The following is a 17,615-nucleotide window of genomic DNA, read 5'->3' as shown; positions in this document are numbered from 1 at the left end:
GAGGCGCAAACCAACCGGATCCTGTGCCCCTGCCACCAGTCGCAGTTCGACGCACTGACCTACGGCAAGCCGATCTTCGGTCCCGCTGCTCGCGCACTTCCGCAGTTGCCTATTACAGTGAACGAAGAGGGCTTCCTGGTCGCCGACGGTGACTTCATCGAAGCACTCGGCCCGGCATTTTGGGAGCGTCGACCGTGACCACAACAACAACCAAACCGTCCAAGATCAGCGCGGCAGCGGCTGGACAAGCGGAGGCTATGGACTCCCGCTACCACCTCGCCGCAGGCATGCGCCGGCAGATCAACAAGGTCTTCCCGACGCACTGGTCCTTCATGCTCGGCGAGATCGCGCTCTACAGCTTCGTGATCCTGCTGATCTCCGGTGTGTTCCTGACGCTGTTCTTCGATCCGTCGATGGCACACGTCGTCTACCAGGGCGCATACCAGCCGCTTCGCGGTGTCACGATGTCTCGCGCCTACGAGACGACCCTGAACATCTCCTTCGAGGTGCGCGGCGGTCTCTTCGTTCGCCAGATTCACCACTGGGCTGCACTGATGTTCGCGGCGTCGATCATCGTTCACCTCGCTCGCATCTTCTTCACCGGCGCCTTCCGTCGCCCACGTGAAGCGAACTGGGTCATCGGCTGCCTGCTGCTCATCCTGGCGATGTTCGAAGGCTTCTTCGGTTACACCATCCCCGACGACCTGCTCTCGGGCACCGGCCTCCGCGCCGCCTTCGGTGGTATCACGATGAGTATCCCGATCGTCGGTACCTGGATGCACTGGCTGATCTTCGACGGCGACTTCCCCGGCGACCTCATCATCCCGCGTCTCTACGTCGCTCACGTGCTGCTGTTCCCGGGCATCATCCTGGCTCTGATCGCCGGCCACCTCGCGTTGGTCTGGTACCAGAAGCACACGCAGTTCCCCGGCCCCGGCCGTACGGAACAGAACGTCGTCGGCGTCCGCATCCTCCCGGTCTTCGCGATGAAGGGTGGCGCGTTCTTCGCCATGACCTTCGGCGTGCTCGCACTGCTCGGTGGTCTGTTCCAGATCAACCCCGTGTGGAACATCGGTCCGTACAACCCGTCACAGGTCTCGGCAGGTTCCCAGCCCGATATCTACATGATGTGGACGGACGGCCTTGCTCGACTGTGGCCGGCGTGGGAGATCTACCTGTTCAACCGGTACACGATCCCTGCAGTGTTCGCCGTCGCCCTGATCATGGGCCTCGTCTTCGCACTGTTGATCGCGTACCCGTGGATCGAGAAGCGTCTCACCGGAGACGACGCTCACCACAACATCCTGCAGCGCCCGCGCGACGTGCCGGTCCGTACCGCTATCGGTGCGATGTCCATCGCGTTCTACCTGGTGCTCACGATCTCCTGCATCAACGACATCATCGCGTACCACCTGCACATCTCGCTGAACGCAATGACGTGGATCGGCCGTATCGGCATGGTCATCCTTCCGCCCATCGCGTACTTCGTGACTTACCGGTTCTGCATCGGCCTGCAGCGCAGTGACCGTGCAGTCCTCGAACACGGCATCGAGACCGGCATCATCAAGCGGATGCCGAACGGCCAGTACATCGAGATCCACCAGCCGCTCGGCCCCGTCGACGAGCACGGACACCCGATCCCGCTCGAGTACCAGGGTGCTGCTGTCCCGAAGAAGATGAACAAGCTCGGCCTCGCCGGCAAGCCCGGTAGCGGTAGCCTGATCACCGCTGACCCAGTCGAGGAGAGCGAGGCTCTCGAAGCCGCTCATCACGAAGCTGAGCACGAGCAGCTTCAGATCCTTCTGGACTACCAGAACCGAACCAACGGCAAGTCCGATGGTTCCAGTGGAGAACCCCACTAATAACTTCAGTTGCCCCGTGAGGCCCCGAACCGGAGTCCGGTTCGGGGCCTCACTCGTTCTCTGAGCGATTCAGTATGGACAACCTCCAAGTGGGCACCACTCCCCCGGTTCGTCGTCTGAGCGCCGACAACAGCAGGCACTACGCTTTGCTAGACCTCGAGCACAGTCGAATAGTGCTCCACCGTCGGGAACGGCTCGTAGAAGTGATGGAGAAGTTCTCGCCACTTCTCGTATCCTGGCGACTTACGGAACCCGATGGTGTGTGACTCCACGTCTTCCCACTCGACCAGCAGGAGATATCGCTCCGGTGATTCCAGGCAGTGCGAGAGCCGCAGCCTGATGAATCCGGGAACCTCGGAGATGATGGTTCGGGCCACGTCGAATGCGGCCTCGAATTGCGCTGACTGCGACGGATCGACCTGCAGGACGGCATGTTCGAGAATCATCTACCGAGTGTTGCACGTTCTCGGGAGTCCCCTCGAGGCGTTGTCGCCTGGTGAGATACTCGGACCATGACATCCCATGCACGCGGCACCTTCGAGATCGATCTTCGCCCCGCCGATCCTGAGCTCTCCGGACGCGTCGGACGCTTCGAGTTCGACAAGACGTTCATCGGCGGCGTCGAGGGCACGTCGTCCGGCCTGATGCTGTCCGCGGGCGATCCGACAGCCGGTGCAGCGGGCTATGTCGCTTTGGAGTTTGTCACGGGGCAGGTCGACGAAGCTGTGGGATCGTTCGCCCTGCAGCAGTTCGGTCAGATGATCGACGGAACGCAGAAGCTTCTGTACGAGATCGTGCCGGGGTCCGGAACCGGCGAGTTGAAGGGCATCGCAGGCACTCTCGAGCTGGAGGTCGTCGACGGTCTGCACCGCTACGACCTCGAATACTCGCTCCACGATTGACAGAGAGCGGTTGTTGACAGGCACCCTCCTACCACCGAAACTCACATAAACGACAACAGAGGCGCCGTACCCGGGTGGGTGCGGCGCCTCTGTTCGAGTGCGGGTGAAACTAGTGCTTCTCGGGTCCGGTGTAGTACTCGAACACCAGGCCTGCGGCTGCGGCGAGCACACAGACAACTGCGACTGCGATGAGCCACGGCTGGAAGTACGCCAGCGACACTGCCGCGAGTGCAGCAGCAGCGGCAAGCAGGATCGGCCAGAAGCTACCCGGGCTGAAGAAGCCCAGTTCTCCTGCACCATCCGAGATTTCAGCGTCGTCGTAGTCCTCGGGACGGGTGTCCAGACGACGGGCGACGAAGCGGAAGTAGGTACCCACGATGAGCGTCAGACCTGCAGACAGGACGATGGCCGTCAGTCCGGCCCACTCGATACCTGTGCGTGACAGAGCGGTGAACACTCCGTAGATGATCGCGACGAGAATGAAGAACATCGTCAGGATCTCGAAGAGCTTGGCTTCGATCTTCATATCAGCACTTGTCCTTGTTCAGTGAAGAGGCTGGCCGGCTCAGTTGCCTGCAGTGGCGACGGTTGCCTGACGGTACTCGCGGTCGGTGTTGAACGGCGTGGTCGACGTAGCCACCGGCGACTGACCGATTGCCTGCAGAGCCTCAGCGGTCGTCAGACCACCCTTGCCCTCCGCGTCACCCTTGCGCAGTTCGATGTACTTGGCGAAGTCCTCCGGCGAAACCGCACGAACCTCGAAGTTCATCATCGCGTGGAACGTGCCACACATTTCTGCACAACGCCCGACGAACGCGCCTTCCTTCTCGATCTCACTGATCTGGAAGATGTTGTCCGAGTGGTTCTCCTTGGGGTTCGGGAGAACGTCACGCTTGAACAGGAACTCAGGCACCCAGAAAGCGTGGATGACGTCCGAGGAAGCAAGTTCGAACTGGATCCGCTTGCCGGTGGGCAGAACGAGGATCGGGATCTCCTGGCTGGAGCCGACGGTCTCGATCTTGTCGTAGTGCAGGTAGCTCAGGTCCTCGGTGCTGTTGCCGTGGATCGGGCCGGGGACTTCTTCCCCGTGTTCGTTCACGGTGGAGCCCTCGGTCTTTGCAGCCTCTTCGGCCTCGACGTCGATTCCGTTGTACTTGGCGGAGCCGTCACCGAACTCGATGGAGCGGTAGCCGAACTTCCAGTTCCACTGGAAGGCCGTGACGTCTACGACGACGTCAGGATTGTCCGTCTTGTCCAGAACATGGTTCTGAACGATGACGGTGAAGTAGAAGAGAACCGCGATGATGACGAAGGGAACTGCCGTGTAACCGAGTTCGAGCGGCACGTTGTATGCCGTCTGACGCGGGAATTCCGGCGAGTCCTTCTTCTTGCGGTGGAAGATGACGGCCCAGAAGACCAACCCCCACACCAGCACACCCATGACGAGGGCGGCTACAACCGACCACGTCCACAGCTCACGCATGCGCGTCGCCTCCGGGGTGATGCCCGAAGGCCACCCGAAACGAAGCACTTCGTTGTCGATGGAGCAACCCGACAGCAGCAAGGCAGCAATGCCCAGAGATACTGCCAGCCCCGCTCGCCGAAGGATCCGACCTTGCGCCACGTTCACGCCTTCCTGATCGCCACAAAATTCAACTAGGGCATGCCCGGAGGGAAGGCCCAATTACTACGCAGCGTAGACCAAAGCCGGGCGCTATCCATCCTCGGGTCCTCGCCCGTGTCGCGGCGGACGTCACACAGCTCTCTCAGGTGCTGCTCAGGAACGGCTCAGGTCGTTTCGGCGACGCACATCACGTCGATTCGTTCCGCCGCGATCGGCAGGGACGTCGATCTGCGGCATACTTTCGTCAAGAGTTCGTTGACCTCTCCCCGACACTCGTGTCCGGGAGCCTTCTGTACAAAAATTCTGAATCGAGGAACCGGACGCTGTGTGTGGACTGCTCGGGCTACTGACATCTGGCGGAACCAGCGAGGACGCCGTCTCGCGGGTCGACCAGGCGATGCATTGCCTTCGTCACCGCGGGCCGGACGAACACGGGACGTGGAACGACGATCACCTCGTCTTCGGGTTCAACCGCCTGGCGATCATCGACATCGCTCATTCCCACCAGCCGCTGCGTTGGGGCCCACCGGAGAACCCGGAGCGTTATGCGCTCACGTTCAACGGCGAGATCTACAACTACTTGGAGATCCGCGCCGAACTGGTCAAGGACCACGACGCCAAGTTCTTCACCGAGGGCGACTCCGAGGCCATCGTCGCTGCATTCCACTACTGGGGTGAGGACGCGGTCCGGCGCCTGCGCGGAATGTTCGCGTTCGCGATCTGGGACACCGACACACGCGAGCTGTTCATCGCGCGCGATCCGTTCGGGATCAAGCCGCTGTTCATCGCGACCGGCGCCGGCGGCACCGCGTTCGGCAGCGAGAAGAAGAGCCTGCTCGAACTCACCGATCTGATCGGCATCGGTACCGAGCTGGATCCGCGTGCCATCGAGCACTACACCGTTCTGCAGTACGTACCGGAGCCGGAAACACTGCACAAGCAGATCCGACGCCTGGAGTCGGGCAGCTTCGCTCGGGTGCGTCCGGGCGAGGAGCCCACGTTCACGCGGTATTTCACGCCGAAGTTCCCGGCCAAGCCTTTTGCACCTGGCACCGAGAAGGCGCGCTACCAGGAAATCGCCGAGGCACTCGAGGATTCGGTCGCCAAGCACATGCGCGCCGACGTCACCGTCGGTTCGTTCTTGTCCGGTGGTATCGACTCCACGGCGATCGCGGCGCTGGCGATGCGCCACAACCCCAACCTGATCACCTTCACGACAGGTTTCGAACGTGAGGGCTATTCCGAGGTCGACGTTGCTGCAGAATCCGCCGCAGCGATCGGCGCGAAGCACGTCGTCAAGGTGGTCTCCCCCGCCGAGTTCGCCGCTGCCATTCCCGAGATCGTCTGGTACCTCGACGACCCGGTGGCCGATCCGGCATTGATTCCGCTGTGGTTCATCGCGAAGGAAGCGCGCAAGCACGTCAAGGTCGTGCTGTCCGGCGAGGGTGCCGACGAGCTGTTCGGCGGCTACACGATCTACCGTGAGCCGTTGTCGCTCAAGCCTTTCGAGTACCTCCCCAAGGGACTGCGTCGGGCTGCCGGCAAGTTGTCCGAACGCATCCCGGACGGCACTCGCGGCAAGAGTCTGCTCAACCGCGGTTCCTTGACGCTCGAGGAGCGCTACTACGGAAATGCTCGTAGCTTCAACGACGCCCAGCTCCGCGCCGTCCTGCGCGATTTCCGCCCCGAGTGGACTCACCAGGACGTCACTGCGCCGATCTACGCGCAGTCACGGGACTGGGATCCGGTTGCGCGGATGCAGCATCTCGACCTGTTCACCTGGCTGCGCGGCGACATCCTCGTCAAGGCAGACAAGATGACGATGGCCAACTCGCTGGAACTGCGTGTGCCGTTCCTCGATCCCGAGGTCTTCGACGTCGCGTCACGCGTACCGCTCGATCAGAAGATCACGAAGGACACGACCAAGTACGCACTGCGCCAGGCCCTGGAAGGCATTGTGCCGCACCTTGTTCTGCACCGTGCGAAGCTCGGATTCCCGGTTCCCCTGCGCCATTGGCTGCGCGGCACCGAACTCTTCGACTGGGCACATCTGCAGATCGAGGAGTCGGGTACCGACCACATCTTCGACAAGCAGGCCGTCGTGAAGATGCTCAACGATCACCGCGAGGGCGTGTCCGACCACAGCCGACGCCTGTGGACCGTCCTGACCTTCATGGTCTGGCACGGAATCTTCGTGGAGAAGCGCATCGTGCCGCAGATCCAGGAGCCGGTGTACCCGGTCAATATCTAGGCCTTCGGCCCCGTGAGCGGTTAGGGAGTCTCCGGACTCCTCAACCACTCACGGGGCGGAGCCCTACTTCGGCAGGATCGTCGCGATCTCGTCCGCTGCCGCGCTGCCGTATGCGTCGGTAAGGCGCTTGAGTGCCTCGTCGCGATTGAACACCCACTCCTGCGTTCCCACGGTCTCGAGAATCAACACAGCGACCAAAGATCCCAACTGTGCAGCACGCTCGAAGCTCAGACCGGCGCCGTGTGCGAGCAGGAACCCGGCGCGGAAGCCGTCACCAACGCCCGTCGGATCCACCTTGCCGGTCTCGGGCACTACGTCGACGCGCACCCAATTACCTTCGGCGTCAACAATTTCCACACCCTTGGAGCCGAGGGTGGTGACACGGATGCCGACCTGCGCGCGGATCTCTTCCTCGCTCAGACCAGTCTTCTGCTGAAGCAGACCCCACTCGTACTCGTTGGTGAACAAGTACTTCGCGCCGTGAATGAGCGCCTTGGCCTCGTCACCGGACAGGCGGGCAAGCTGCTGCGACGGATCCGCTGCGAACGGAATCCCGAGCAGACGGCATTCGTCGGTATGGCGAACCATGGCCTCGGGGTCGTTGGCGCCGATCAGCACCAACTCGACTGCGCCCGCAGTCTTGGCCACTGCCGCGAGTTCGATCTCGCGAGCCTCGCTCATCGCACCGGGGTAGAACGACGCGATCTGCGCCATGTCCTCGTCGGTGGTGCACACGAAACGCGCCGTATGTGCCTTGTCCGAGATACGGACCGCGCTGCAGTCGACGCCGTTGTCCTCGAGCCACGTGCGGTACTCGGCGAAGTCGGCACCGACTGCGCCGACGAGTAGCGGGGACCCACCGAGCACGCCCATGGCGTAAGCGATGTTGCCGCCGACACCACCGCGGCGAATCACGAGATCGTCGACCAGGAAACTCAGCGAAACGTGGGCGAGCTGATCGGCGAGGAGCTGATCGGCGAAGCGGCCGGGGAAGCGCATCAAGTGGTCGGTGGCGATGGAACCGGTTACCGCAATAGTCACGGATCGTGGCCTTTCAGCGAAGTGAGTACAAGAATGAAAGAGGAGCAAAAGTTCACGTTACCGCCCGTAGCGCCGTCATCGGCGCCCGAGCTGTCGGATCGGAACGGTCTACGTACGAGTCACCACAAACAACTGACGCGAAACCGAATGTCGGTTCCGCGTCAGTTGTTCGTGAATTGAGTTGTGATCGACAGACTCAGTTGAACGAGTCACCGCAGGCGCAGGAGCCTGTTGCATTGGGGTTGTCGATCGAGAAGCCCTGCTGCTCGATGGTGTCGAGGAAGTCGATGGACGCACCTTCGACGTACGGCGCGCTCATCCGGTCGACAACCAGGTTGACGCCGTTGAAGTCGACAGTGAGGTCACCGTCGAGCGTGCGGTCGTCGAAGAACAGCTGGTACTTCAGTCCGGCACAGCCGCCGGGCTGCACTGCGATACGCAGCGCGAGGTCGTCGCGACCCTCCTGATCGAAGAGTGCCTTCGCCTTGGCGGACGCGGCCTCGGTCATCTTGACGCCGTGGGTGGCGGTCTCGTTCTGCACAGTCATGGGCTCTCCCTAATGTTCGTACCAACCCGTGAACGCTTCAACGGTACGCCGCTGCCGACTTATTCCCGCCAGTCCTTTACCGGGTGCGATTCGTCTTCATCCTATCCGGTCTTCCAGACACGGCAACGGCGCGTCGGCGCTTGTGGATCCTCACCTCCGGACGCCGCGCCAGAAGTTCCACTCGCGCGCCGTGTGTTCGGCGAGTCCCTCGAGACACGCCGACGCCTCCTCCATCGCACGTTCCACCGACCCGGCGAAATCCGTCACCGACTTCGCCGCGACTATCGAGGTCGACGCATAGTCCGCCTCGTCGAGCGTCACCTGGCCGGCAAAGACGAGCGTCGGAACGCCGTGCGCTGCCCCCGCCGAAGCGAGCGTTGTGACGAGTTTGCCGCGCAGAGATTGGTGGTCGAACTTGCCTTCGCCTGTGATCACCAGGTCAGCGGAAGCCAGTAGCGCGGCCTGTCCGGTGCGATCCGCGACGACGTCGGCCCCGGATCGCCGCTGTGCACCGAGCGCAAAGAGCGCGGCACCGATACCACCCGCGGCGCCGGCACCCGGAAAATTCGACACTCGTTTTCCGGTGACGGACTCCAACTGTTCGGCCCATCTCGCGTTGCTCGCTTCGAGGACTGCGACGGCTTCGGCGTCGGCGCCCTTTTGCGGGCCGAACACCGCTGCCGCACCGTGCTCGCCGAGAAGTACGTGTTCGACGTCGGTGGCGGCGACCAACTGAATGCCTGCCGTAGCCGCCGTTGCAGCCTCCAGGCCGCCCAGCGCCTCCACCAGTCCACGTCCCCCGTCGGTGCAGCAACTCCCACCGAGTCCGACGACAACCGTCTTCACGCCTGCCTCGAGCGCGACAGCGATCAGCTCTCCCACGCCGCGACTGTGCGCGGCGAGTGCGGTGCCCCGCGTCGGCGGACCTCCGAGCAGGCCGAGCCCGACGGCCTCGGCGGACTCGATGTACGCCGTGTCCGACTCGAACAGCCACGTGGCGTCGACGGCGGCGGTCAAAGGCCCGGACACCCGTGCAGTCCGGATGTCGCCCCCGACCGTGGCCAAGACGTCGACGAATCCCGGACCACCGTCGGATTGTGGCGCGATGACGACGTCGTCGCCGGGTCGACCGCGCCGCCAGCCGGCAGAAATGGATTCGGCCGCCGCGACGGCAGTCAGGGTTTCGCCGAATGAATCCGGAGCAACTATTACCCGCATAACCGAAGTCTAAGAGTCCCGAATGACCCCGATGTTTCACGATCTCGCGCGTTTCAGTGCCTCGGGCGATTGGGTTTTTCAGAAAGACCGAGGTCGGTTTCCCAGACCGTGCACTTATCCAATAGCCTGGAGGTGTGAAATTGCTACGCCGCGGTGACTCAGACAACTCCGACAAACGTGACGTCGAGGGCACTGAGGCATCCTCGGCCTCCGAAGAGGCGCCCATCGAGCAGGTGGGCAAGGGCCGCCCCACACCCAAGCGTCGTGACGCCGAGGCGAAGAGGCGTGGCCCCGTTGCCCCTGCCCCGCTGACCGCGAAGGAAGCCCGCGCCCGCCGCAAGGCGACCCGCGGCTCCAAGGAGGACCGCAAGGCCGAAGCCGCCGAGCGTCGCGCATCGTCGGCAGACCGCCGCGCCCGCATGCTCGCCGGCGAGGACAAGTACCTGCTCCCCCGCGACAAGGGACCGGTTCGCGCCTACGTCCGTGACTTCATCGACGCTCGCCGCAACCTCGTCGGGCTGTTCATGCCGCTCGCGTTGATCCTCATCATGACCATGTTCGTCACGCCCGCGCTCCAGCAGATCGTCACACTGGCAATGCTCGTGATGATGCTCTTCATGGTCGGTGAAGGCATCTGGCTCGGTCGCATGATCAACAACCGCGTCGCCGAGCGCTTCCCCGACAGCACCGACGGCGGATTCAAGCTCGGCTGGTACGCGTTCGTTCGCGCGTCGCAGATCCGTAAGCTGCGCGCACCGAAGCCTCGTGTGGGGCCGGGCGACGCAATCTGAGCGTGACGAACACGTATAGAACATTGGTCCTCGGCGGCGCGCGGTCTGGTAAGTCCGCGCACGCCGAGGATTTGGTTTGTGGAGGCCACCTACCCGAAAGTTCGGCACCGATCCGGTACCTGGCGACGGCAAGGCGCGATGTCTCCGACGCAGACTGGGAGAGCCGGATCGACCAGCACCGCAACAGGCGGCCTTCCCATTGGTCGACTGTCGAAACCGCAGATGCCGGCGACCTCGCGGCACAGCTCGAAAGCGATTCACACACAGCGACGTTGGTCGACGATCTGGGAACGTGGCTGACCACGGAACTCGATCGGCAAGGCGCCTGGGACGCTCCGCGCGGCACCGTCACTCCCGCTGCGGACAGCCTGGTCGCCAGTGTCGAGAACTATCGTGGACACCTGGTGCTGGTCAGCCCCGAAGTGGGTTTGGCCGTCATCCCCGAGACGCGGTCCGGACGATTGTTCCGCGACGAGATCGGCACTCTCAACGCTCGTATCGCCGCGGTGTGCGATCGTGTCGTACTAGTGGTTGCAGGGTTACCGCTCATCTTGAAAGATACTGCTGCACAACCGGAAGGCACGATGTGAGTACCGAGGCCAATCCAGGGGCCATTTCAGGGGCGAATCCAGTTGCCAACCCAGCTTCCAACCCTGACGTCGCGCCAGTCAGTAGCGCCGACTTCGAACCCGTCACCCCGCCCGACCGCGAGGTGCGAGCGCAGGCCGATGCGCGTCAGCGTGATCTGACCAAGCCGGCCGGTTCGCTGGGCCGACTGGAGGCTCTCGCCGGCTGGGCATCAGCCTGCCAAGGAGTTTGTCCCCCACACGCTTTCGCTCGGCCTCGCGTCGTCGTGTTCGCGGGTGATCACGGAATCGCCCGCAACGGCGTCTCCGCCTATCCGCCGGAAGTGACCGCACAGATGGTCGCCAACTTCCTCGGGGGCGGCGCGGCAGTCAACGTCCTCGCCGAGGTTGCCGGCGCCACGGTACGCGTCGTCGACATCGCAGTGGACGGCGATACCGATCCGTCCGTCTCGAACCACAAGGTGCGCAGGTCTTCCGGGTCCATCGACCGCGAAGACGCCATGTCGAACGAGGAAACCCTTCAGGCCATCGCCGCCGGCCGAGCGATCGCGGACGAGGAAATCGACGGGGGCGCAGATCTTCTCATCGCCGGCGACATGGGCATCGGCAATACGACGCCCGCAACCGTACTCATCGCCGCACTCACGGACAGTGAACCCGTCGCGGTCGTGGGTCGAGGTACCGGTATCGACGACGCCGGATGGATCCGCAAGACCGCAGCGATTCGCGACGCTCTCCGGCGTGCCCGTCCGCACGTTCGCGACACAGTCGCGCTGCTGCGCACGTCTTCGGGTGCCGACCTCGCCGCGATGGCCGGCTTTCTGGCCCAGGCAGCTTCGCGTCGTACGCCGGTGATCCTCGACGGCGTAGTGGTCACCGCAGCCGCCATGGTTGCCGACGAACTGGCTTTCGGCGCACGTGAATGGTGGGTCGCCGGACACCGCTCCACCGAACCCGCCCACACCATCGCATTGACCCGCATGGGTCTCGACCCGATCGTCGAGTTCGACATGCGTCTCGGTGAAGGTTCAGGCGCAGTCACAGCGCTCCCGATTCTTCAGGGCGCAGTGGCAATCCTGGGCAAGATGGCGACATTCTCCGAAGCCGGTGTCAGCACTCAGGGCAGCGCACCTGCCGACGAACCCGAGTCGATCGACCTGACCAAGACCGATACGGCGGAGTGAGGGTGGCGGGCCCGCTGTCCGGAGTGCCACTGGCCTTCTCGTGGCTGACGGTCCTTCCGGTTCGTGGTCCCTCCGACATCGACCGAACTGCCGGCCGTCGCGCCATCGCGGCAGCTCCGCTCACCGGGATCGCTCTCGGCATTGCCGCGACGTTTCTGCTCTGGGGCACAACCAGTATCGGCCTGAATCCCTATCTCGCAGGCTTGCTGACGGTCGGTGCGCTCGCTCTCGGGACACGCGGGATGCACGTGGACGGACTGGCAGACTCCGTCGACGGACTGGGTTGTTACGGTCCACCGGAGCGCGCCCGCGAGGTCATGCACAGCGGCGGTGCCGGACCGTTCGGGGTCGCGGCGCTGTTCATCTTCCTCGGGCTGCAATCGGTCTCCTTCGGCGTCCTCGCTGTTGCCGACTCCCCCACGCAGTGGATCGCCGTTCTCGTATCTGTCGCTGCGGGTCGTGTGGCCGTCGTTTTTGCCTGCCGCCGAGGTATTCTCGCGTCTGGCCCGAGCGGATTCGGTGCGCTCGTCGCCGATTCACAACCGCTGTGGGCCGCAATCGTGTGGTCGGTTCCGCTGATCGCCGCTTCCGGCTTTGCCACCGACCGGTGGTGGCTCGGCCCTCTCGTGACCGCGTCGGCGCTGGTGATCAGTGTGCTGTGCGTGCGTCACTGCGTCCGTAGATTCGGCGGACTCAACGGAGACGTTCTCGGATTCGCACTCGAACTCACTGTGACGCTTACGGCCGTCGGCCTCACTCTCGGACTGTGATCCGACGTCGTGCGAGTAGGTGTCCTTGCGTACGAAGGTTGCCTCGCGGCCGAGATCTTCGTTTTCACCGACCTTCTCCTGATCGCCAATCGCGTCGCTGATGGAGCGCCCGCCGACCCCTTCGAGGTATCGGTCATCGCAGCGTCCCGCACGCCCGTCGTTGCGGCAGGTGGATTTTCGCTCGGCGTGCAGGAGGGGCATCACGACATCGATCACCTGGTTGTGCCGGGGTTCGAACTCGTGCCGTCCGAAGACCCTGCGACGCGTTTGTCGCTGTGGGACAGAGAAATCGAGTTCATCCGTGCGTGCGAGGCGCGCGGCGTTCGGGTGTCGTCGGTCTGCGTCGGCGCGTATCTGCTGGGCGAGGCGGGACTGCTCGACGGACGCCGATGTACGACGTCGTGGCTGTACGGTGCGGACCTCGCGAGTCGTTACCCCGGTGCGACGGTTCGAACCGACTCGTTGATCGTCCAGGACGACGGCGTCACCACCACTGCTGCGTTCACCGCCGCGCTCGACCTCGCAACAGCACTCGTGCGCGAGCATCTCGGCGACAAGATTGCGCGTACGACCGCAAGAATTACGCTGGCGCCCGAAAACCGAACCAGTCAAGCTCCGTACATCCTCGACTCGATGCTGCCCGCCAAACACACACAGTTTGCCGACGACGTCGGAAGGTGGCTGGTCGAACGGATGGCGGAACCTTACGACTTGGATCTGCTGTCGAGTGCTTTTCACCTCAGCACCCGAACCATGCTTCGGAAGTTCAAGGACGAGACCGGGGAATCGCCGCGCAGTTATCTGCAGCGTGCACGGATCCGAAAAGCGAAACGGTTGTTGGAATCGACCGACTGGCCTCTCGGAAAGATCCTGGGGCACATCGGCTATCAGGATCCTGGAACCTTCCGTCGCCTGTTCACCGACCGCGTCGGCATCAGCCCGGCCGACTACCGAAAGCGATTCCGCAACGGCGGCGCCGGATAGGTGCGAGGCGAGCCCGCCCGAAAACATGGCGAACCGCCCTCTTCTGTAGTCGATCCCGCGCCGAAAGACTGTGCAGAGGAATTGTTTCGACTACTGAGAGGGCTCACCGTGCCGAACCGGAGCATGACCGAAGACGATCCGCTCGAAGACTTCGACCGTCGAACGATCACCATCGACGCAGTGGCGAAGTCCGTGTACGTGGCCGGCACCGGTCCCGCAGTAATCGTCATGCCGGAGATGCCGGGCATCAGCCCGCATGTAGCGCGATTCGCCCGCTGGGTGCGCGACGCCGGTTTCACTGTCTTCGTTCCGTCACTGTTCGGGCGCGACGGCGCGGTCCCCACAGTGGACGAGGGGCTGACGGTATTCAAGAGAGCCTGCGTCAGTGCAGAATTCCGCGCCCTCGCTGCCGATGAACCGAGTCCGGCGGTCCGTTGGCTGCGTTCACTCGCCGCTTCCGCCCATGAGGAGAGCGGCGGCCCTGGCGTCGGCGTGATCGGACTGTGCTTCACCGGTAACTTCGCGTTGTCGATGATGCTCGAGCCCTCGGTCATCGCGCCGGTTCTCGCCCAACCGTCGTTACCGCTCGATCGACCGGACGAAACCGACAGCGGGCCCGAAGAACTCGAAGCCGTGCGCTCGAGACTCGAGGCCGAAGACCTCACGGTGCTTGCATACCGCTTTCGAGGTGACTCGTTCTGCCGCGCACAACGATTCGCCGCCTATTCGAAGGCCTTGGGCGAGCGCTTCGTCGGGAAGGTACTACCCGACGAAGCGGCCAACGCGACAACGTCGCCGTTCTTCGAACACGTCATTGCCAATCCACACAGCGTGGTGACGGCTCATCTCGTCGACGAGGCGGGATCGCCCACCACCGTCGCACGAGACGAGATTCTGCAGTTCTTCCGGGAGCGATTGCTCGCGGAACGAACCAGCGATCAGTGAAGTTTCGTCATCCAGCCGTGGGTGTCGGCGAAGGTTCCGCGCTGGATACCCGTGAGGGTGTCGCGCAGTGCCATCGTCACCTCACCCGGCTCGCCGTCGGCGATGGTGAACTCGCCCTCGGCGGACTTGACGCGTCCGACGGGGGTGATGACTGCTGCTGTGCCGCAAGCGAAGACCTCGGTGATTTCACCGCTCTTGCACTTGGTGCGCCATTCGTCGGTGCTGATCTTGCGCTCCTCGACGGCGAAACCGGAATCGGCGGCAAGGGCGAGCAACGAGTTGCGCGTGATGCCGGGCAGCAACGAACCGGACAGCGACGGCGTCACGAGGCGAGCGTCGGGGCCGGAGCCGAAGACGAAGAACAGGTTCATTCCACCCATTTCCTCGACGTACGTGCGCTCGATGGCGTCGAGCCAGACCACCTGGTCGCAACCCTCGTCGGCGGCTTGCGCCTGGGCGAGGAGTGAAGCGGCGTAGTTGCCGGCGAACTTGGCCGCGCCGGTACCGCCGGGGGCCGCGCGAACGTATTCGGTGGACAGCCACACACTGACCGGCTTGACGCCGCGCGGGAAGTACGCACCGGCAGGCGAGGCGATCAGCAGGTAGCGGTACTCGTCGGCGGGACGGACACCGAGTCCGGCTTCGGTGGAGAACATGAACGGACGGAGGTAGAGCGCGTCCTCGCCACCGGCTGCGGGAACCCAGTCGAGATCGACGTCGATCAGTTCGGTGATGGAATCGATGAACATCTGCGACGGGAGCTCCGGCATGGCCAGACGGCGCGCAGATGCCGCGAAACGCTCGGCGTTGGCCTCGACGCGGAACGAGCTGATCTCGCCACCCGGCTGACGGTATGCCTTGAGGCCCTCGAAGATGGCCTGTCCGTAGTGCAAAACCATTGCGGCCGGATCGAGCTCGATGTTTCCGTACGGCAACACCTGGGCGTCGTGCCAGCCCTTGCCCGCGGTGTAGTCGATCGAGACCATGTGGTCGGTGAAGTGCCGCCCGAAGCCGGGCGCCGCCAAAATGTCACGGCGCTCGGCGTCGGACTTCGGGGACGAGCTCTGAACACGAACGAAATCGGCGGCACCTGTCATGGGCGCAATCCTATCGAACGTGAAAAAGCTCTCTACTTGGTGTTGGTCTCCACGAACGGAGGAGACACCACGACGCACCGAAGAGCACGACCACGGACGTCGACTTCGATCTCGTCGCCGGCCGAGACATTGGCACCGGAATCGAGGAGCGCCAACGCAATTCCCACTTTGAGCGAAGGCGAAAACGTCCCCGAGGTGGTCTCGCCGATTGCCTCGCCGTCACGCAGAACACCGAGGCCGGCACGAAGCACGCCGCGATCGAGAGCCTTGATCCCCCAGAGTTTGCGAGCCGGGCCGGCAGCCTTCTCGTCGGTCAAGGTCTCTTTGCCCCAGAATGTCGGCTTCTTCCAACCGATCGCCCATCCGCAGCGCGCTTCGAGCGGAGAAATCTCGAGCGAAAGCTCATGCCCGTGCAGCGGATAACCCATCTCGGTACGAAGAGTGTCACGAGCGCCGAGTCCGGCGGCCTGCCCACCCTCGGCGCGCACTGCCTCGAGAAGCGCGCGGAACAACGGCTCGCTGTCCTCCCACCGCGGCAGGAGTTCGTAGCCGACCTCACCGGTGTAACCGCTGCGGCACACACGAACAGGCACGCCGTTCCATTCCGCATCTTCGTACGCCATGTACTCGATCTCGGTGGGAAGTCCCAGAGCGGTCAGAACCGCCACCGATTTCGGACCCTGCACAGCCAGCACACCGTAGGCACGATGCTGATCCTCGACGGTGATTCCGTCCGGTGCGAGGGCGACCAGAGCCGCAACGACGTCCGCGGTATTGGCTGCGTTCGGGACGAGGAAGATTTCGTCGTCGCTGACGTAGTACGCAATGAGGTCGTCGATGACACCACCGGACTCGTTGCAGCACAACGTGTACTGAGCCTTACCCGGCCCGATCTTGTTCAAATCGTTGGTCAGTGCGGAGTTCACGAATTCCGCGGCGCCCGCGCCACGCACGACGGCCTTGCCGAGGTGACTGACGTCGAAGAGTCCGACATTCTCACGCACAGAGGTGTGTTCGGCCACGACGCCGGCGTACGAAACCGGCATCTGCCATCCCCCGAACGGCGCGAACGTCGCGCCGAGTTCGACGTGGACGGGGTGGATCGGGCCCTGCAACAGTTGTTCGTCGGTCATGGCCCACAACCTATCGGACTTCGCCGATCGAAACATGTCCGCAGCGAGAGCTCACCCGGCCGTGACGATCGCCCGTCCGCAAACTGCAAAGGGCCTAACATCGACTCAGGCATCCGCCAGAACCGGACGCATCGCACACTCACCTCACAGGAGACACCTTGAGCACTCGCACAGCCCGATCGTTGGGACCCGACCTCGTTCTCGCCGGCACAGTCGCCAAGCGCGCAGAGATACTGGTCGTCGGTCTGACGTCGGGTCCGGACGGCCCCGAAATCGCACTCAGCGAAGGCATCGTCGCCGAAGACGTACTCGCCGAGATCCTGGACAGCCTCATCGCCGTCGGCGCCACCGGCAAGCCCGAGCAGCTCAATCGTGTCCCGGCACCGAGCGAACTGTCGGTCACCAGCGTTCTCGCCGTCGGACTCGGCTCTGCCGACAAGCTCGGCAGCGAGCAGATCCGTAAGTCCGCCGGCGCCGCAGCTCGCTCGTTGTCCGGCATCGACACCGTCGCAACCACGCTCTCGATCCTCGACCTCGGTGCAGCCGCCGAGGGATTTGCGTTGGGCGCGTACAGCTTCACCGAATTCAAGTCGTCCATGACGGCTCCCGGTCCCGATTCGCAGCCACTGGCCCGCGTCGAACTTCTGGTGCCGTCGCCGCGCACGAAGGAGACCAAAGC

Annotated in this window: 19 protein-coding genes; 11 read left to right on the top strand and 8 right to left on the bottom strand. The window is 63.6% G+C overall.

Annotation, left to right across the window (positions count from 1 at the left end; all coding sequences use genetic code 11):
• The coding region (locus RWT78_RS19975) for a Rieske (2Fe-2S) protein (protein WP_314677607.1) at window positions 1-198 on the top strand (198 nt) is incomplete at its 5' end.
• 59 nt (window positions 199-257) lie between these two features.
• Window positions 258-1,862 (top strand): cytochrome bc complex cytochrome b subunit, encoded by a 1,605-nt coding sequence (locus tag RWT78_RS19970; RefSeq protein WP_314677613.1) that lies wholly within the window; start codon window positions 258-260, stop codon window positions 1,860-1,862.
• A 149-nt stretch (window positions 1,863-2,011) separates the two neighbouring features.
• Here the strand turns inward: RWT78_RS19970 and RWT78_RS19965 are convergent, their stop codons facing one another.
• Entirely contained in the window at window positions 2,012-2,308 is a 297-nt protein-coding gene (locus tag RWT78_RS19965; RefSeq protein ID WP_003941710.1) for an antibiotic biosynthesis monooxygenase, read from the bottom strand.
• Window positions 2,309-2,374: 66 nt separating this feature from the next.
• Between RWT78_RS19965 and RWT78_RS19960 the strand changes: the two genes are divergently transcribed.
• Entirely contained in the window at window positions 2,375-2,764 is a 390-nt protein-coding gene (locus RWT78_RS19960) for a DUF3224 domain-containing protein (protein ID WP_030537047.1), read from the top strand.
• Window positions 2,765-2,873: 109 nt separating this feature from the next.
• Here the strand turns inward: RWT78_RS19960 and RWT78_RS19955 are convergent, their stop codons facing one another.
• Window positions 2,874-3,290 carry a cytochrome c oxidase subunit 4 gene (locus RWT78_RS19955; RefSeq protein WP_003941723.1) on the bottom strand — a complete coding sequence of 139 codons (417 nt, stop codon included), beginning with the start codon at window positions 3,288-3,290 and terminating at the stop codon, window positions 2,874-2,876.
• 39 nt (window positions 3,291-3,329) lie between these two features.
• Window positions 3,330-4,394 (bottom strand): cytochrome c oxidase subunit II, encoded by a 1,065-nt coding sequence (locus RWT78_RS19950; protein ID WP_030537048.1) that lies wholly within the window; start codon window positions 4,392-4,394, stop codon window positions 3,330-3,332.
• A 319-nt stretch (window positions 4,395-4,713) separates the two neighbouring features.
• Here RWT78_RS19950 and asnB point away from each other — a divergent pair, with 319 nt between their 5' ends.
• On the top strand, window positions 4,714-6,639 hold the full coding sequence (gene asnB, locus RWT78_RS19945; RefSeq protein WP_314677603.1) for an asparagine synthase (glutamine-hydrolyzing): 1,926 nt from the start codon (window positions 4,714-4,716) through the stop codon (window positions 6,637-6,639).
• Window positions 6,640-6,702: 63 nt separating this feature from the next.
• Here the strand turns inward: asnB and RWT78_RS19940 are convergent, their stop codons facing one another.
• The 3 genes from RWT78_RS19940 to RWT78_RS19930 form a co-directional block, all read right to left on the bottom strand.
• The gene (locus tag RWT78_RS19940; RefSeq protein ID WP_003941700.1) at window positions 6,703-7,680 is read right to left on the bottom strand and encodes a carbohydrate kinase family protein; all 978 of its coding nucleotides are present in this window, start codon (window positions 7,678-7,680) and stop codon (window positions 6,703-6,705) included.
• 196 nt (window positions 7,681-7,876) lie between these two features.
• Entirely contained in the window at window positions 7,877-8,227 is a 351-nt protein-coding gene (locus RWT78_RS19935; protein ID WP_007730053.1) for an iron-sulfur cluster assembly accessory protein, read from the bottom strand.
• A gap of 150 nt (window positions 8,228-8,377) precedes the next feature.
• Window positions 8,378-9,445 (bottom strand): glycerate kinase, encoded by a 1,068-nt coding sequence (locus tag RWT78_RS19930; protein ID WP_314677599.1) that lies wholly within the window; start codon window positions 9,443-9,445, stop codon window positions 8,378-8,380.
• A gap of 134 nt (window positions 9,446-9,579) precedes the next feature.
• Here RWT78_RS19930 and RWT78_RS19925 point away from each other — a divergent pair, with 134 nt between their 5' ends.
• The 6 genes from RWT78_RS19925 (at window position 9,580) to RWT78_RS19900 (ending at window position 14,706) form a co-directional block, all read left to right on the top strand.
• Entirely contained in the window at window positions 9,580-10,236 is a 657-nt protein-coding gene (locus tag RWT78_RS19925; protein WP_007730051.1) for a DUF3043 domain-containing protein, read from the top strand.
• Window positions 10,237-10,238: 2 nt separating this feature from the next.
• Entirely contained in the window at window positions 10,239-10,826 is a 588-nt protein-coding gene (gene cobU / locus RWT78_RS19920) for a bifunctional adenosylcobinamide kinase/adenosylcobinamide-phosphate guanylyltransferase (protein WP_054828420.1), read from the top strand.
• Window positions 10,827-10,948: 122 nt separating this feature from the next.
• Window positions 10,949-12,007 carry a nicotinate-nucleotide--dimethylbenzimidazole phosphoribosyltransferase gene (gene cobT, locus RWT78_RS19915; RefSeq protein WP_232816931.1) on the top strand — a complete coding sequence of 353 codons (1,059 nt, stop codon included), beginning with the start codon at window positions 10,949-10,951 and terminating at the stop codon, window positions 12,005-12,007.
• A 2-nt stretch (window positions 12,008-12,009) separates the two neighbouring features.
• Window positions 12,010-12,777 carry an adenosylcobinamide-GDP ribazoletransferase gene (locus RWT78_RS19910; RefSeq protein ID WP_082845758.1) on the top strand — a complete coding sequence of 256 codons (768 nt, stop codon included), beginning with the start codon at window positions 12,010-12,012 and terminating at the stop codon, window positions 12,775-12,777.
• A gap of 9 nt (window positions 12,778-12,786) precedes the next feature.
• Window positions 12,787-13,761 (top strand): GlxA family transcriptional regulator, encoded by a 975-nt coding sequence (locus tag RWT78_RS19905; RefSeq protein ID WP_064689155.1) that lies wholly within the window; start codon window positions 12,787-12,789, stop codon window positions 13,759-13,761.
• A gap of 123 nt (window positions 13,762-13,884) precedes the next feature.
• Window positions 13,885-14,706 carry a dienelactone hydrolase family protein gene (locus RWT78_RS19900; protein ID WP_314677589.1) on the top strand — a complete coding sequence of 274 codons (822 nt, stop codon included), beginning with the start codon at window positions 13,885-13,887 and terminating at the stop codon, window positions 14,704-14,706.
• Here RWT78_RS19900 and RWT78_RS19895 read toward each other — a convergent pair.
• Together RWT78_RS19895 and gcvT are read right to left on the bottom strand one after the other, a co-directional pair.
• Window positions 14,700-15,803, bottom strand: coding sequence for a branched-chain amino acid aminotransferase (locus RWT78_RS19895; protein WP_003941766.1), 1,104 nt, complete (start codon window positions 15,801-15,803; stop codon window positions 14,700-14,702). The genes RWT78_RS19900 and RWT78_RS19895 overlap by 7 nt on opposite strands.
• A 32-nt stretch (window positions 15,804-15,835) precedes the next feature.
• Window positions 15,836-16,936: a glycine cleavage system aminomethyltransferase GcvT gene (gcvT, locus tag RWT78_RS19890; RefSeq protein WP_003941726.1), complete on the bottom strand. Its 1,101-nt coding sequence runs from the start codon at window positions 16,934-16,936 to the stop codon at window positions 15,836-15,838.
• A gap of 158 nt (window positions 16,937-17,094) precedes the next feature.
• Between gcvT and RWT78_RS19885 the strand changes: the two genes are divergently transcribed.
• Window positions 17,095-17,615: M17 family peptidase N-terminal domain-containing protein (locus RWT78_RS19885; RefSeq protein ID WP_314677588.1), on the top strand; the 521-nt coding region annotated here is incomplete at its 3' end.

Source organism: uncultured Rhodococcus sp. (assembly GCF_963525155.1).
Taxonomy (GTDB): domain Bacteria; phylum Actinomycetota; class Actinomycetes; order Mycobacteriales; family Mycobacteriaceae; genus Rhodococcus_F; species Rhodococcus_F qingshengii.
This window is presented reverse-complemented; position numbering and strand designations above follow the sequence as displayed.

Excerpts from the sequence above, each read along its gene's own strand:
- RWT78_RS19970 (WP_314677613.1), top strand. The coding sequence starts at position 258 with ATGGACTCCCGCTACCACCTCGCCGCAGGCATGCGCCGGCAGATCAAC.
- RWT78_RS19965 (WP_003941710.1), bottom strand. The coding sequence starts at position 2,308 with ATGATTCTCGAACATGCCGTCCTGCAGGTCGATCCGTCGCAGTCAGCG.
- RWT78_RS19960 (WP_030537047.1), top strand. The coding sequence starts at position 2,375 with ATGACATCCCATGCACGCGGCACCTTCGAGATCGATCTTCGCCCCGCC.
- RWT78_RS19955 (WP_003941723.1), bottom strand. The coding sequence starts at position 3,290 with ATGAAGATCGAAGCCAAGCTCTTCGAGATCCTGACGATGTTCTTCATT.
- RWT78_RS19935 (WP_007730053.1), bottom strand. The coding sequence starts at position 8,227 with ATGACTGTGCAGAACGAGACCGCCACCCACGGCGTCAAGATGACCGAG.
- RWT78_RS19930 (WP_314677599.1), bottom strand. The coding sequence starts at position 9,445 with ATGCGGGTAATAGTTGCTCCGGATTCATTCGGCGAAACCCTGACTGCC.
- RWT78_RS19900 (WP_314677589.1), top strand. The coding sequence starts at position 13,885 with ATGACCGAAGACGATCCGCTCGAAGACTTCGACCGTCGAACGATCACC.
- RWT78_RS19895 (WP_003941766.1), bottom strand. The coding sequence starts at position 15,803 with ATGACAGGTGCCGCCGATTTCGTTCGTGTTCAGAGCTCGTCCCCGAAG.
- gcvT (WP_003941726.1), bottom strand. The coding sequence starts at position 16,936 with ATGACCGACGAACAACTGTTGCAGGGCCCGATCCACCCCGTCCACGTC.